The organism is Mycolicibacterium pallens (assembly GCF_019456675.1).
Classification (GTDB): Bacteria; Actinomycetota; Actinomycetes; order Mycobacteriales; family Mycobacteriaceae; genus Mycobacterium; species Mycobacterium crocinum.
Genome location: NZ_CP080333.1, coordinates 4,461,673 through 4,475,048, shown reverse-complemented (window position 1 = coordinate 4,475,048; position 13,376 = coordinate 4,461,673). Strand labels below are relative to the sequence as shown.

Annotated in this window: 16 protein-coding genes and 1 tRNA gene; 12 read left to right on the top strand and 5 right to left on the bottom strand. The window is 67.9% G+C overall.

The window, feature by feature from the left end:
* Positions 1–14: 14 nt before the first annotated feature.
* Both K0O64_RS21840 and K0O64_RS21835 read right to left on the bottom strand, forming a co-directional pair.
* Positions 15–1,973 (bottom strand): ATP-dependent DNA helicase, encoded by a 1,959-nt coding sequence (locus K0O64_RS21840; protein WP_220045749.1) that lies wholly within the window; start codon positions 1,971–1,973, stop codon positions 15–17.
* Between the two features lie 32 nt (positions 1,974–2,005).
* Positions 2,006–3,301 (bottom strand): nicotinate phosphoribosyltransferase, encoded by a 1,296-nt coding sequence (locus K0O64_RS21835; protein ID WP_220045748.1) that lies wholly within the window; start codon positions 3,299–3,301, stop codon positions 2,006–2,008.
* A 66-nt stretch (positions 3,302–3,367) separates the two neighbouring features.
* Between K0O64_RS21835 and clpS the strand changes: the two genes are divergently transcribed.
* The 9 genes from clpS (at position 3,368) to K0O64_RS21790 (ending at position 10,629) form a co-directional block, all read left to right on the top strand.
* A complete protein-coding gene (gene clpS, locus K0O64_RS21830; protein ID WP_071942432.1) occupies positions 3,368–3,673 on the top strand; it encodes an ATP-dependent Clp protease adapter ClpS in 306 nt (101 codons plus the stop codon).
* A 4-nt stretch (positions 3,674–3,677) separates the two neighbouring features.
* Complete coding sequence (aosR, locus tag K0O64_RS21825; protein ID WP_071942434.1) at positions 3,678–4,265, top strand: oxidative stress transcriptional regulator AosR; 588 nt, start codon at positions 3,678–3,680, stop codon at positions 4,263–4,265.
* Between the two features lie 2 nt (positions 4,266–4,267).
* Positions 4,268–5,296: a P1 family peptidase gene (locus K0O64_RS21820; RefSeq protein WP_096312034.1), complete on the top strand. Its 1,029-nt coding sequence runs from the start codon at positions 4,268–4,270 to the stop codon at positions 5,294–5,296.
* Between the two features lie 102 nt (positions 5,297–5,398).
* Entirely contained in the window at positions 5,399–6,067 is a 669-nt protein-coding gene (locus K0O64_RS21815; protein WP_071942438.1) for a rhomboid family intramembrane serine protease, read from the top strand.
* Positions 6,064–6,885: a glutamate racemase gene (gene murI, locus K0O64_RS21810; protein ID WP_071942440.1), complete on the top strand. Its 822-nt coding sequence runs from the start codon at positions 6,064–6,066 to the stop codon at positions 6,883–6,885. The genes K0O64_RS21815 and murI overlap by 4 nt, the downstream gene beginning before the upstream one ends.
* A 57-nt stretch (positions 6,886–6,942) precedes the next feature.
* A complete protein-coding gene (locus K0O64_RS21805; protein WP_096312033.1) occupies positions 6,943–7,716 on the top strand; it encodes a cyclic nucleotide-degrading phosphodiesterase in 774 nt (257 codons plus the stop codon).
* A 19-nt stretch (positions 7,717–7,735) separates the two neighbouring features.
* Positions 7,736–8,515 carry a ribonuclease PH gene (rph, locus tag K0O64_RS21800; RefSeq protein WP_071942444.1) on the top strand — a complete coding sequence of 260 codons (780 nt, stop codon included), beginning with the start codon at positions 7,736–7,738 and terminating at the stop codon, positions 8,513–8,515.
* On the top strand, positions 8,512–9,123 hold the full coding sequence (gene rdgB / locus K0O64_RS21795; protein ID WP_071942446.1) for an RdgB/HAM1 family non-canonical purine NTP pyrophosphatase: 612 nt from the start codon (positions 8,512–8,514) through the stop codon (positions 9,121–9,123). The genes rph and rdgB overlap by 4 nt, the downstream gene beginning before the upstream one ends.
* A 48-nt stretch (positions 9,124–9,171) precedes the next feature.
* A complete protein-coding gene (locus tag K0O64_RS21790; protein ID WP_071942448.1) occupies positions 9,172–10,629 on the top strand; it encodes an MFS transporter in 1,458 nt (485 codons plus the stop codon).
* Here the strand turns inward: K0O64_RS21790 and K0O64_RS21785 are convergent.
* From K0O64_RS21785 to K0O64_RS21775, 3 genes are read right to left on the bottom strand one after another with little or no spacing between them, the layout of a single operon-like run.
* The gene (locus K0O64_RS21785; protein ID WP_071942450.1) at positions 10,619–10,978 is read right to left on the bottom strand and encodes a DUF3817 domain-containing protein; all 360 of its coding nucleotides are present in this window, start codon (positions 10,976–10,978) and stop codon (positions 10,619–10,621) included. The two genes, K0O64_RS21790 and K0O64_RS21785, sit on opposite strands and share 11 nt — an antisense overlap.
* On the bottom strand, positions 10,975–11,370 hold the full coding sequence (locus tag K0O64_RS21780; RefSeq protein ID WP_071942451.1) for a hypothetical protein: 396 nt from the start codon (positions 11,368–11,370) through the stop codon (positions 10,975–10,977). The genes K0O64_RS21785 and K0O64_RS21780 overlap by 4 nt, the downstream gene beginning before the upstream one ends.
* A gap of 49 nt (positions 11,371–11,419) precedes the next feature.
* Positions 11,420–12,160 carry an LAGLIDADG family homing endonuclease gene (locus K0O64_RS21775; RefSeq protein ID WP_071942453.1) on the bottom strand — a complete coding sequence of 247 codons (741 nt, stop codon included), beginning with the start codon at positions 12,158–12,160 and terminating at the stop codon, positions 11,420–11,422.
* Positions 12,161–12,244: 84 nt separating this feature from the next.
* On the opposite strand from K0O64_RS21775, the gene K0O64_RS21770 reads away from it, so the two are divergent.
* From K0O64_RS21770 to K0O64_RS21765, 3 genes are all read left to right on the top strand, one after another.
* Positions 12,245–12,328, top strand: a tRNA-Leu gene (locus K0O64_RS21770).
* Positions 12,329–12,735: 407 nt separating this feature from the next.
* Positions 12,736–12,861, top strand: a complete 126-nt coding sequence (locus K0O64_RS30190; RefSeq protein ID WP_262871691.1) for a hypothetical protein — start codon at positions 12,736–12,738, stop codon at positions 12,859–12,861.
* Positions 12,858–13,022: a hypothetical protein gene (locus tag K0O64_RS21765; RefSeq protein WP_164520122.1), complete on the top strand. Its 165-nt coding sequence runs from the start codon at positions 12,858–12,860 to the stop codon at positions 13,020–13,022. The genes K0O64_RS30190 and K0O64_RS21765 overlap by 4 nt, the downstream gene beginning before the upstream one ends.
* Positions 13,023–13,376 lie beyond the last annotated feature (354 nt).

The window sequence follows — 13,376 nt, the reverse complement described above, 5'->3', positions numbered from 1 at the left end:
CTACCGATGCCAACTCACGGCGAAACCTCGTTGCGTAGGCGCTGAAGTGCTTGTTTGACGCGCTCAGGGTCGGTGGTCGACCAGAACGGCGGTAGCGACGCGCGCAAGTAGCTTCCGTACCGCGCGGTCGCCATCCGGGAGTCCAGCACCGCGACGACGCCCCGATCATCGGCGCGGCGCAGGAGCCGGCCCGCCCCCTGGGCAAGCAGCAGGGCGGCGTGCGAGGCGGCGACTGTCATGAACCCGTTGCCGCCGCGCGCTGCGACGGCCCGCTGCCGCGCCGTGAGCAGGGGATCGTCGGGCCGCGGGAACGGGATGCGATCGATGAGCACCAATGACAGCGACGGTCCCGGTACGTCGACGCCCTGCCACAGCGACAGGGTGCCGAGCAGCGACGTCTCGGGGTCGGCGGCGAACTTCTCCACCAGAGCGGCGGTGCTGTCGTCGCCCTGACACAGGATCGGGGTGTCGATCCGCGCGCGCAGCGCCTCGGTCGCGGCCTTGGCGGCGCGCATCGACGAGAACAACCCGAGGGTGCGCCCGCCTGCCGCCTCGATGAGCCCGGCGATCTCCTCGACCTGTTCGGGGGAGCCGGCGGATTCCCGGCCCGGCGGCGGCAGATGCGCGGCGACGTAGAGGATGCCGGACTTGGCGTGCTCGAATGGCGAGCCGACGTCCAGGCCCGTCCATTTCGGGCCGCTGCCCAGGCCCCACGCGCCTGCCATCGCGTCGAACGAGCCACCGATGGTCAGCGTTGCCGAGGTCAAAACCGTTGTCGCACTGTCGAATAGCCGCGTCCGCAAGAGACCTGCCACCGACAGCGGCGCTACCCGCAACACCGGCCGCAGGGTGCCGCGATTGTCCTCGTGGTCCAGCCACACGACCTCGGTGCGATCAGGAATGGCCGGCACGAACGAGTCCAGCACCCGGCCGGCCGTATCGCCGATTTCGGTCAGCGCCGCGATCGCCTCGTTGCGCGCCGCAGCGGCCTTCGGGTCCTTGGGCGCCGGATCGATGTCCCCGCGGGCGGCGGTGGCCGCGTCTCGCAGCGCGGTCAGATAGGTGGCGAGCTCCTCGTCGAGGTAGTCCAGCCGGCCCGGCTGCGCGTCGTGGATGGCCGAGGAGAACGTCGCCACCGCCGCTTCCATCCGCTGGACGAGCATCGGGCTGATCAGCCGCGCGACCCGGCGGGTGGCCACGCCGAGCGGTGCGGGGGTCAGCTCACCGGTGGCCACCGAGGTCACGCGGTCCACCAGTTCATGGGCCTCGTCGACGACGAGGTACTCGTGCTCGGGCAGCACCGCTGCGTCGGCGATGGCGTCGATGGCGAGCAGGGCGTGGTTGGTGACGATGATCTCGGCTCGGCCGGCTTCGCCGCGGGCGCGTTCGGAGAAGCAGTCGGTGCCGTACGGGCAGCGGGCCATCCCAAGGCATTCCCGGGCCGAGACGCTGACCTGCGACCAGGACCGGTCGGGAACGCCGGGGGTGAGCTCGTCGCGGTCGCCGGTCTCGGTCGACGACGCCCACGCCGTCAAGCGCGCGACATCCCGGCCCAGTGCGCTCGCCGCGACCGGTTCGAACAGTTCTTCCTGCGGGGCATCGGTCGGTTCGTCTGCTCCGTTATGAATTTTGTTCAAGCACAGATAGTTTCGCCGCCCCTTGAGCAGTGCGAACTTCGGCCGCCGGGGCAGTTTCTCGGCCAGCGCGTCGACCAGCCGAGGCAGGTCGCGGTCGACGAGCTGGCGTTGCAGCGCGATGGTCGCGGTGGACACCACGACGGGCGATTCCTTCTCCACCGCACGGGCAATCGCCGGGATCAGATACGCCAGCGACTTTCCGGTTCCCGTGCCGGCCTGCACCGCCAGATGCTCACCGTCGGCGAACGCCTTGGCCACCGCCTCGGCCATCTGCACCTGGCCGGGGCGCTCGGCGCCGCCGAGTGCGGCCACCGCCGTCGCCAGCAAGTCGGTCACCGGCGGCACATCGCTGTTTTGGCTGTCCTCGCTCACCGTGACCGCACCGGCACCTGTCGGGTCGGGATCGCCGGCTCGCCCTGAGACAGGGCCAGGCCTTCCCAAGGCAGGCTGCGCAACCCACGCACCACCAGCTCGCGTGCGGCAGTCAGGTCGGCGGACGCCAGCGGCTCACCGTCGCGCACCAGCGGCACGGTCAGCACCCGCGCGGGTTCGGCTACCTCGGGCGGGGCCGCCACCGGGTGGATGACCTCCTCGGTGATCGTGCCCGTCGGCCGGGACAGGCGCAGAGCCGCCTTGCGCCCGCCGTGAGACTCCTTGCGGCTGCTGCGTTTCTGCACGGGAAGCCCGTCGACTTCGACGAGTTTGTACACCATGCTTGCGGTCGGGGCGCCCGAGCCGGTGACCACCGACGTTCCTACGCCGTAGGTGTTGACCGGGTCGGCCCGCAGCGCAGCGATCGAGAATTCGTCAAGGTCGCCCGATACGACGATCTCGGTGCCGGTGGCCCCGAGATCGTCGAGCTGGGCGCGCACCCGGCGGGCCAGCACTCCGAGGTCGCCGGAGTCGATGCGCACGGCGCCGAGGCCGGTGCCGGCGACCTCGATCGCGTTGGCCACGCCCGCCGTCACGTCGTAGGTGTCGACCAGCAGTGTCGTCCCGACGCCCAGCGCGTCGACCTGCGCCCGGAACGCGGCCTTCTCGTCCGGGCCGTCAGAAGTGGTGTGCAGCATCGTGAACGCGTGCGCGCTGGTCCCCATCGCCGGGATGCCGTAGCGGTAGTTGGCTTCGAGGTTCGACGTCCCGGCGAAGCCGGCGATGTAGGCCGCGCGGGCCGCCGCCACCGCGGCCTGCTCGTGGGTCCGCCGCGACCCCATTTCGATCAGCGTGCGGCCGGCCGCCACGCTGACCATCCTGGCGGCCGCCGACGCGATCGCGGTGTCGTGATTGAAGATCGACAGTGCCAGCGTCTCCAGCAAGACGCATTCGGCGAAGGTGCCCGTGACCGACAGTATCGGGGAGCCGGGGAAATACAGCTCGCCTTCGGCGTAACCGTCGACGTCGCCGGTGAAGCGGAAATCCCGCAAGTAGTCCAGCGTCGCCTCGTCGAGGAAGGACCGCAGCGGCGCCAGCGCCGCGTCGTCGAAGATGAAGTCGCCCAAGGCTTCCAGGAATCGACCGGTGCCGGCGACCACTCCGTAGCGGCGGCCTTCGGGCAGTCGGCGGGCGAACACCTCGAAGGTGGTGCGGCGTTCGGCCGAGCCGTCACGCAGCGCAGCGGCGAGCATCGTCAGCTCGTACTTGTCCGTCAGCAGGGCGGCGGTCACAGCGCAACCGTAACGGCCACCCGCCGGGCTGGATAGCGGTGGATGCGGCTCGCTATCCTTGGTCGCATGGGTTCGCAAGCAGCTCCGACCCGGCCGGACGCCAGCGGGCAGCAACGCACTGAATCCGTCGCTGCTGTCGATACCCCCTGGGTCACGATCGTCTGGGACGACCCGGTCAATCTGATGAACTACGTGACCTACATCTTCCAGAAGCTGTTCGGCTACAGCGAGCCGCACGCCACCAAGCTCATGCTGCAGGTTCACAACGAAGGCAAGGCGGTCGTCTCGGCCGGGAGCCGGGAATCCATGGAGGTCGACGTGTCCAAACTGCATGCCGCCGGTTTGTGGGCGACCATGCAGCAGGACCGCTGACCGCGTGCGCAAATGGAAGCGGGTCGACACCGCTGAGGGTCCCCGGTTCCGCTCGGCGCTGGCGCCTCACGAGGCGGCGCTGCTGAAGAACATGGTCGCCTCGGTGCAGGGAATGCTCGACGAGCGGGAAGCGGCGACGCCGTCGGATCCGTTGGAGCAGATCACCGGAATCCGGGCCGGCAACCCCCAGGCGCCCGAAGACTCGACGATGCGGCGCCTGCTGCCGGACTTCTTCAAACCCCAGCGCGATCACCCGGCCGGCTCGGCGGCCGCCGAGAGTCTCAACGGTGCGCTGCGCAGTCTGCACGAGCCGGAGATCATCGACGCCAAAAAGGCTGCGGCGCAACGGCTTCTGGACACTCTTCCGGACGGTGGGGGTCGGTTCGAGATCACTGAGGACGACGCCAACGCCTGGATCTCCGCGGTCAACGACGTCCGGCTGGCACTGGGCGCCATGCTCGAGATCGGACCGGAAGGTCCCGACCGGCTGCCTGCCGACCACCCGCTGGCCGGCCACCTCGACGTATATCAGTGGCTGACGGTGCTGCAGGAGTATCTGGTGCTCGGCCTGATGGGAAAGCCGATCCGATGACCATGGGGTCGATCACCGACGTCGGCGGCATCCTGGTCGGCCACCACCACCGCCTCGACGACGATGCGACCCTGGGCGCCGGCTGGGCATGCGGCACCACCGTGATCGTCGCGCCACCGGGAACGGTCGGCGCCGTCGACGTCCGCGGCGGCGCGCCCGGTAGCCGCGAGACTGACCTGCTCGACCCGGCCAACAGCGTCCGGCACGTCGACGCGGTGGTGCTGACCGGGGGGAGTGCCTACGGTCTGGCCGCCGCGGACGGCGTGATGACCTGGCTGGAGGAGCAGGGCCGCGGAGTGGCGATGGATGGCGGTGTCGTCCCGATAGTTCCCGCCGCGGTGATTTTCGATCTTCCGGTCGGCGGCTGGGCGTGCAGGCCGACCGCCGAGTTCGGGTACGCGGCGGCCAGCACCGCCGGCGCCGAGGTGGCAACCGGCACCGTCGGGGCTGGCGTCGGTGCCCGTGCCGCGGTGCTCAAGGGCGGGGTCGGCACCGCGTCGATGACACTCGAGTCCGGGGTGACCGTCGGGGCGATCGTCGTCGTCAACAGTGCCGGCAACGTCGTCGACCCGGCCACCGGACTGCCGTGGATGAGCCACCTCGTCGCGGAGTTCGGGCTGGTCCCACCGCCCGCCGAGCAGGTCGCCGCTCTGACCGCCCTCGACAAGGAATCCAGCCCACTCAACACCACCATCGCCGTCGTCGCCACCGACGCCGCCCTGTCGCCGGCCGCGTGCCGGCGCTTCGCGGTCGCCGCCCAGGACGGCCTGGCACACACCATCCGCCCGGCGCACACCCCGCTGGACGGCGACACCGTCTTCGCGTTGGCCACCGGCGCCGTCGAGCTGACACCCGACCCCGATACGCCATCGTCGATGGTGCCGGAGACCAAGGCGCTCGCGGCGCTCGGCGCGGCCGGGGCAGACTGCTTGGCGCGTGCGGTGCTGGTCGCTGTGCTGGCAGCCGAGTCGGCGGCCGGAATACCGACCTACCGCGACGTGGTGCCCGGTGCGTTCGGCGCCGGTGCCTGACCCGAGCTCGACCCCCGCAGGAGTGCTCCACCGGTAGCCTTGACGAAGCCGAGGTGGCATTGGAAGGCCAGCTCTGGGCGTAGACGAGGTAATGAGACACAGATGAATCAGCCGCATGCCTACCCGGCGACGTCGCCGCAGCCCAAGAAGCCCCCGGCCTGGAAGGTCGGCGGCGCCACGATCCTGTCGTTCGTCGCGCTGCTCTACATCATCGAACTCGTCGACCAGCTGTCCCGGCATTCCCTGGATCGCAACGGCATCCGGCCGCTGGAGACCGACGGCCTGTGGGGCATCCTCTTCGCGCCGCTGTTGCACGCCAACTGGCAGCACCTGGCCGCCAACACCGTGCCGGCTCTGGTGCTCGGCTTCCTCGTGACGTTGACCGGGATGGCCCGCTTCGTCTGGGCCACCGCAATCATCTGGGTCGTCGGCGGCGTGGGCACCTGGCTGATCGGCAACGTCGGCTGCGGGCTTGAGACCAACCACATCGGCGCCTCCGGGCTGATCTTCGGCTGGCTGACGTTCCTGCTGGTGTTCGGCTTCTTCACCCGGCACGTCTGGTGGATCGTCACCGGCATCGTGGTGCTGTTCGTCTACGGCAGTGTGCTGTGGGGCGCGCTGCCCGAATTGACCACCTGCGGCGGGGTGTCGTGGCAAGGCCACCTGTGCGGAGCGATCGCCGGCGTGCTGGCCGCCTACTGGCTGTCGGGTCCGGAACGCAAAGCGCGGGAACGCAAGAAGGCCGGGCAGTTTCCCGGCCTGACGTCATGAGCGACCGCTTCGCGCCGGTCGGCATCTTCGACTCCGGCGTGGGCGGGTTGACCGTCGCCCGCTCGATCATCGACCAGCTGCCCGACGAGGACATCATCTATGTCGGCGACACCGGCAACGGGCCGTACGGCCCGCTTACGATTCCCGAGGTCCGCGCCCACGCCCTGGCGATCGGCGACGACCTCGTCGAGCGCGGAGTCAAGGCGCTCGTCATCGCCTGCAACACCGCGTCGTCGGCCTGCCTGCGGGATGCGCGGGAACGCTACGACGTCCCGGTCGTCGAGGTGATCCTGCCCGCGGTGCGGCGCGCGGTTGCCACCACCCGCACGGGACGGATCGGCGTCATCGGTACGCAGGCGACGATCGCGTCCGGGGCCTACCAGGATGCGTTTGCGGCGGCCCGCGACGCCGATGTCACCGCGGTGGCCTGCCCGCGGTTCGTCGACTTCGTCGAGCGCGGTGTCACCAGCGGGCGGCAGGTGCTGAACCTGGCCGAGGGTTATCTGGAGCCGCTGCAGCGCGCACAGGTCGACACCCTGGTGCTGGGCTGTACCCATTACCCGTTGCTGTCCGGGCTGATCCAGCTGGCGATGGGCGATTCGGTCACGTTGGTGTCCAGTGCCGAGGAGACGGCCAAGGACTTGCTGAAAGTTCTGACCGAGCGCGATCTGCTGCGGCCGCACGAGGCTCCCGCGGCGACCCGGCTCTTCGAGGCGACGGGCGATCCCGAGGCGTTCACCGCTCTGGCGGCGCGCTTCCTCGGGCCGGCGATCACCGGCGTCCACCCTGTTCAGCGTCACGTCGGCGCGACGAAATGATTCTCTCTGACAAACCCGTCATGTTTTCCTCTTGCGACTACCGGGCATGGCAAGCTAGTGGCTGTGCGAATCACCGTCCTCGGTTGCTCCGGCAGTGTTGTCGGGCCTGATTCGCCGGCGTCCGGATACCTGCTGACGGCACCGGACACCCCTCCGCTCGTGCTCGATTTCGGGGGTGGGGTGCTCGGCGCGTTGCAGCGCTACGCCGACCCCAACGAGGTCCATGTCCTGCTGTCGCATCTGCATGCCGACCACTGCCTGGATCTGCCCGGCCTGTTCGTCTGGCGCCGATACCACCCGAGCCCGGCGCAGGGCCGCGGCATCATGTACGGCCCGAGCGACACCTGGACCCGGTTGGCGGCGGCCTCCTCGCCCCTGGGCGGCGAGCTCGACGACTTCTCCGACATCTTCGACATCCGCCACTGGCAGGACAACCAGCCGGTGCAGTTCGGCGCACTGAGCGTGCTGCCGCGGCTGGTGACCCATCCGACGGAGTCGTTCGGAATGCGGATCACCGACCCGTCGGGCGCCACCCTGGTCTACAGCGGTGACACCGGGGTGTGTGAGTCACTCGTCGAATTGGCGAGCGGCGCAGACGTTTTCCTTTGCGAGGCGTCGTGGACGCACGCCACGGACCGGCCGCCGCACCTGCACCTGTCAGGCACCGAGGCGGGCCAGATGGCCAAGCGCGCCGGTGTCGGCGAGCTGCTGCTGACCCACATCCCGCCGTGGACGTCCCGCGAGGATGTGATCACCGAGGCCAAGGCGGAGTTCGACGGACCGGTGCACGCCGTGGTGTGCGGGGAGACCATCGACGTCCGTCGGCACTGACGCCCATTAGGGTTGCCTCATGTCCCGACGACAAGACGGCAGGCTTGACGACGAGCTGCGCCCGGTCACCATCACCCGCGGCTTCACCTCCCATCCGGCCGGCTCGGTGCTCGTCGCCTTTGGCGAGACCCGGGTCATGTGCACGGCCAGCGTCACCGAAGGCGTGCCGCGCTGGCGCAAGGGGTCCGGGCAGGGCTGGCTGACCGCGGAGTACGCGATGCTGCCGGGGGCCACCCACACGCGATCGGATCGCGAGTCGGTGAAGGGCCGCGTCGGCGGGCGGACCCAGGAGATCAGCCGGTTGGTGGGGCGCTCGCTGCGGGCGTGCATCGATCTGGCCGCGCTCGGTGAGAACACCATCGCCATCGACTGCGACGTGCTGCAGGCCGACGGCGGGACGCGCACCGCCGCGATCACCGGCGCGTACGTCGCGCTCTCCGATGCCGTCACCTATTTGGCCGCCGGCGGCAAACTGTCCGACCCGCGCCCGCTGTCGTGTGCCATCGCCGCAGTCAGCGTCGGTGTGGTCGACGGCCGGGTGCGCGTCGACCTCCCCTACGAGGAGGACTCGCGCGCCGAGGTCGATATGAACGTCGTCGCCACCGACACCGGAACTCTGGTCGAGATCCAGGGCACCGGGGAAGGTGCGACGTTCCCGCGCTCGACGCTGGACAAGATGCTCGACGCCGCGCTCGGCGCGTGCGAGACATTGTTCGCCGTGCAGCGCGAGGCGCTCGAACTTCCGTATCCCGGTGTGCTGCCTGAGGGTCCGCCGTCGAAGAAGGCGTTCGGGAGCTGACACAACTATTGGTCGCCAGCCGCAACGCCAAGAAGCTGGCCGAATTGCGGCGGGTGCTCGACGCTGCGGGGCTGTCCGGACTGACCCTGGTGTCGCTCGACGACGTGCCGCCTTTCGATGAGGCACCCGAAACCGGCGCTACCTTCGAAGAGAATGCGGTAGCCAAGGCGCGAGACGGCTACGCCGCCACCGGATTACCGACGGTCGCCGACGACTCCGGCATCGAGGTCGCCGCGCTCAACGGGATGCCGGGTGTGCTCTCGGCGCGATGGGCCGGCACGCACGGCGAGGACGGCGCCAACAATGCGCTGCTGTTGGCTCAGCTGCGCGATGTACCCGACGAGCGGCGCACGGCGGCGTTCGTGTCGGCCTGCGCGCTGGTCTGGGGTCCCGGCGACGGGGACAGCGCGGTGGTACGTGGCGAGTGGCCCGGGGCTATCGCGCGAGAACCGCGCGGCGCGGGTGGCTTCGGGTACGACCCGCTGTTCATTCCCGCGGGGGAGACCCGTAGTGCCGCGGAGCTCAGCGCTAAAGAAAAGGACGCGGCATCGCATCGCGGTCGCGCCCTGGCGCTGCTCGTTCCGGCGCTGCGCGCGCTGGTCGGCTGAGCGAGAGCGGCGTTTTTCTAGCGCATCTAACTGTGTCATGATGCCCGGATGGGTCGTCACTCGGTCCGGGTGGGGCACCCCGGGGTTCTGATCGCCGTTCTGGCGGCTGCCGGAATCAGTGTGTCGCTGATGCAGACGCTGATGATCCCGCTGATCCCCGAGCTTCCGATGCTGCTGCACACCAGCCCGGACAACGCGTCGTGGGCGATCACGGTGACACTGCTGACCGCCGCGGTCACCACTCCGGTGTTCGGCAGGCTCGGCGACATGTACGGGCCCAAGCCGATGCTGATGGTCTGTGCGGCGACGCTGACGGTCGGATCGTTGATCGCCGCGATGACCAGCTCGCTGCTGCCGTTCATCGTGGGGCGCGGGCTGCAGGGCTTCGGCATACCGATCATCCCGCTGTCGATCAGCGTGCTGCGGGCCTCGATACCGGCCGACCGGGTCGGCTCCGCGATGGGACTGATCAGTTCGTCACTGGGCGTCGGTGGCGCGCTGGGTCTGCCGCTGTCGGCGGTGATCGCCCAAAAGGCTGATTGGCACACATTGTTTTGGGGCGCAAGCGTTCTCGGCGTCGTCGCGATGCTGATGTTCTATTTCCTGGTGCCCAACATTCCGGCCACCTCGGCCGACCGGTTCGACCCGCTCGGCTTCGTCCTGCTGACCACCGGGCTGGTCACGCTGCTGCTGCCGATCTCAAAAGGGTCGACGTGGGGGTGGACGAGTTCGACGACGCTGTCGCTGTTCGTCGTCTCGGTCGTGGTGTTCGCCGTGTTCGCCCGGTGGCAGTTCCGGACCACGGCGCCGATGGTCGATCTGCGAACGACGCTGCGCCGTCCGGTGTTGACCACCAACATCGCGGCGATCCTGGTGTGCTTCTCGATGTTCGCGCTGTCCCTCGTCGCGCCGCAGGTGCTCGAACTGCCCCGCGGCACCGGATACGGCTTGGGACAGTCGATGTTGCAGGCGGGTCTGTGGATGGCGCCCGGCGGGCTGGCGATGATGGTCGCCTCCCCGCTTGCGGCCCGATTGGCCGGCCGCCGCGGCGCCAAGTTCACCTTGGTGTGTGGTGCGGCGATCATCGCCGCGGCCTACCTGGGCGCGGTCTGGTTGCTCGGCAGTCCGGTGGCGGTGATGGTGGTCAACATCGCGATCAGCCTCGGCGTGGGTTTCGCGTATTCATCGTTGCCCGCGCTCATCAACGCGGCGGTGCCCATCTCGGAGACGGCGGCCGCCAACGGAATCAACGCGCTCGCCAGGTCGTTGGGCACCTCGATATCCAGCGCGGTCATCGGTGTCGTACTCGCGACGATGACCGTCACCTACGCCGGCCACACCGTGCCCTCGCTGCAGGGGCTTCGGGTCGCCTTGCTCGTCTCCGCGGGCGTCGCGGCTCTGGCGGCCGTGATCGCCCTGACGTTGCCCGCCGCGGTCGATACCGCGGCGGAGGATTGGTCGCCGGAAGAGCTCGCGCTCTCCGACGACCCGCTGATCAAAGGTTGAAGCGGGTCTTCAGGTCCCGGGTCTGCACCTGCTCGACGATGATGCCCAGCAGCGGGATGGTGCCGGCCAGCAGCACCCCGATGGTCTTGGCGATCGGCCAGCGCACCTTCACCGCGAGGTTGGCGGTGAAGAGCAGGTAGATGAAGTACACCCAGCCATGCACCACGCCGATCCACGTCGGCGGGTCGTCCACCTTGACGATGTACTTGACCACCATCTCGTAGCACAGCGCGATCAGCCAGATGCCCGTCGTCCAGGCCATGAGCCGGTAGCCGTTGAGGGCTTTGCGGATCGTCTCGTTCGGGACGCCCGCCTGCTCCTCGGCTTTGGGCGACTCGGGTGCGGTCATGCGGTGGTCCTGTTCTGATCTTCGGGGGCCTTATCGGCCGCGGCCAGCTCGGCGAGGTAGGCGTTGTAGTCGCGCATTGCGGGGTCGGTCTCATCGGACGTGGCTCGGGCCGTGGGCCTTTCGGGCAGCAGTCCGGCCGGGATTTCGGTGATGGAGTCGGCGTCCGAGGGTGGTTCGGGTGCGCCGTCTTCTTCGTAGCGGATGAACTTGCGGTAGGCGTACACGCAGAAGCCGGCGAACATCGGCCATTGCAAGGCGTAGCCCAGGTTCTGGAAGGTGCCCGACGTCGACTCGAATCTGCTCCATTGCCACCAGCCCAGCGCCAGGCAGCCGCACGCGGCGATGATCACCAAGAGGATCAGCGCAAAGCGACGACGGCGGGTCGTGGACACACCACGACGGTACCCTGCCAGCGGTTATGGGTTCACGAGTGAGTGACGCTCAGCACTTGGGGCCAATGAATTCGTCGAGGCGCGCGGTGGCCGCCTTGCGGTAGATCGAGACGACGTATTGGGTCGACCGTGTCCAGGGGATGCCGAGGCGGTCGAGGGTGCCGGTGAACAAGCCGAGGATGTCTTCGGAGTGGTTAGTGAAGTGGTACCGGATGCTCTTGACGCCGCGGTCATTGGCGATGACCCGGCAGCCGTCGCTGTGGATGAGGCCACGAATGAAGTCTTCGGGTGCTTGTTCAACGAGGTTCTGTTGCCACGGCTCCAACTTGATGGGCCTTCGGTGCTTGAGGCCTGGGCCGTGTTGCGGAAACAGGCATGGCCAGTGATTCGAGCAGAGATAGACGTCGGCGCACGTTCCGCTCGGCCTCGTCCAAACGCCGGCGCGTTGCCCTGGCATCAAAATGTCGATCGCCTCGCGACAGCGTTCGATGATGCCGGGGTACTGCGTGTCGCAGGTGATCCGAAGCATCCACGTACGGCGGCTCCTCGATATGCAGCCATCACCGAGGTACATGCCGAGCAAGTAGCAGTAGACCTCGGCCGGCAGAACGCTGAAGTCATGGGCGCCGTCACACGTTCCCGCTCGGCGTTCACGATCCCATTTGGCTGGTTGGGTCCGCCAGTCCCGCACCGTGCGTCGTGGGACGCCGGTCTCTCTGGAAATCTCGCAGTCGTTAAGCCCCGCAGTAATCAGCTGCTCAACTTGTCGGAATTCGCTTGCGGGGCGCATGAACCGTCCTGTCCTCCGTTGCCTTCAGACTAGGAAGCGCCACCGACAACATCGTCGGACCGCACGGTTAGAATCGGCACGATTGCGGGCGTGGCGGAATTGGCAGACGCCATGGCTTTAGGTGCCATTGTTCGAAAGAGCGTGGGGGTTCGAGTCCCCCCGCCCGCACAAATCTCGAAGCTGAGTAGCCGGATCCTGCATACGAGGCGATCCCTCCGAGGAGCGGTCCGCCGTCGAATGCACCGGCGATTTATTGATCATGCGTGGTGGCCGAGGGTGGGGACTCGTTGACCGCAGTCACGCCGTGCTCCTCGTTCATTCCCGGTCTCGCTCTCACGACGAGCCACAATTCCGAGCCGCCAACCGGCGGTTGCATGTGTTCGTTGGGTCCGCGGCAGCATCCGCCATCCACCGAGACCAGAGTCAGGCAACAGTTTCGTCGCGGTGCCGTCTCCTGCTAGTCACCGTGACTCGGGTTACAAGCTCTGACCTGCCCGCACGATCTCACTGTTACTGCTCTGCAAATCTGCTAGCCCAACTAACTTTTGAACTCTAAGCTCGGTCTCAGGTACTTGATGAAGATCGGAGCTACGGTGATCGCGTTGGGCAAAGTCGTCCATGTCGTTCTCTTCGCGGCGGCGGCACTGCGGCTCTGCCTGACAGCCGAGAAAGAATTGGCACCCAGAGTGGAGAACCGGTGAGCGATCCCATGATGACGTCTGTCGATCTGATCCGCTATGCGATCGCCGACCAGGTGCGTGAGCTCGGCGGTGACTCTGACAAGATCGATCAAATCGCGATGTCGGCCGCTTATGCCATCTTCATCGGCGCAGCCGCCGACGCGGCGCGGCAAACGCGCTGACCTGACGTTCGCCACGGGTGTGGCCCGATAGGTTGCTGCGCCCCCTCGCCGGTCAGGCAATGACCACAAACTTCCGCGTTCGATAGTGACGCAATTTCTGTTCGAAAAGCCCTGTCTTCCAGCTCAATAGCGCGCCCGTCTCGCCGTCTCTCGACAAGAAGCGCGCTCCTTTCGCGCGCCGGCCGTCTTCAGAGGCGAACGCGACGGTTGCTCGCGGTCGCGACATTGATTTGCTGAGCAGCAAACAGCGTGCACATATTGCGCTTCAGAGCAGCACTCCACGACGCTCTTGCGACACCCTCACTGACGGGGACATGAATTCATCGCCATCGGAAAGTGATGCCCGACTGTGAT

Excerpts from the sequence above, each read along its gene's own strand:
- K0O64_RS30190 (WP_262871691.1), top strand. The coding sequence starts at position 12,736 with ATGAAGATCGGAGCTACGGTGATCGCGTTGGGCAAAGTCGTCCATGTC.
- rph (WP_071942444.1), top strand. The coding sequence starts at position 7,736 with ATGTCCCGACGACAAGACGGCAGGCTTGACGACGAGCTGCGCCCGGTC.
- K0O64_RS21815 (WP_071942438.1), top strand. The coding sequence starts at position 5,399 with ATGAATCAGCCGCATGCCTACCCGGCGACGTCGCCGCAGCCCAAGAAG.
- K0O64_RS21820 (WP_096312034.1), top strand. The coding sequence starts at position 4,268 with ATGGGGTCGATCACCGACGTCGGCGGCATCCTGGTCGGCCACCACCAC.
- K0O64_RS21785 (WP_071942450.1), bottom strand. The coding sequence starts at position 10,978 with ATGACCGCACCCGAGTCGCCCAAAGCCGAGGAGCAGGCGGGCGTCCCG.
- K0O64_RS21790 (WP_071942448.1), top strand. The coding sequence starts at position 9,172 with ATGGGTCGTCACTCGGTCCGGGTGGGGCACCCCGGGGTTCTGATCGCC.
- murI (WP_071942440.1), top strand. The coding sequence starts at position 6,064 with ATGAGCGACCGCTTCGCGCCGGTCGGCATCTTCGACTCCGGCGTGGGC.
- clpS (WP_071942432.1), top strand. The coding sequence starts at position 3,368 with ATGGGTTCGCAAGCAGCTCCGACCCGGCCGGACGCCAGCGGGCAGCAA.
- K0O64_RS21775 (WP_071942453.1), bottom strand. The coding sequence starts at position 12,160 with ATGCGCCCCGCAAGCGAATTCCGACAAGTTGAGCAGCTGATTACTGCG.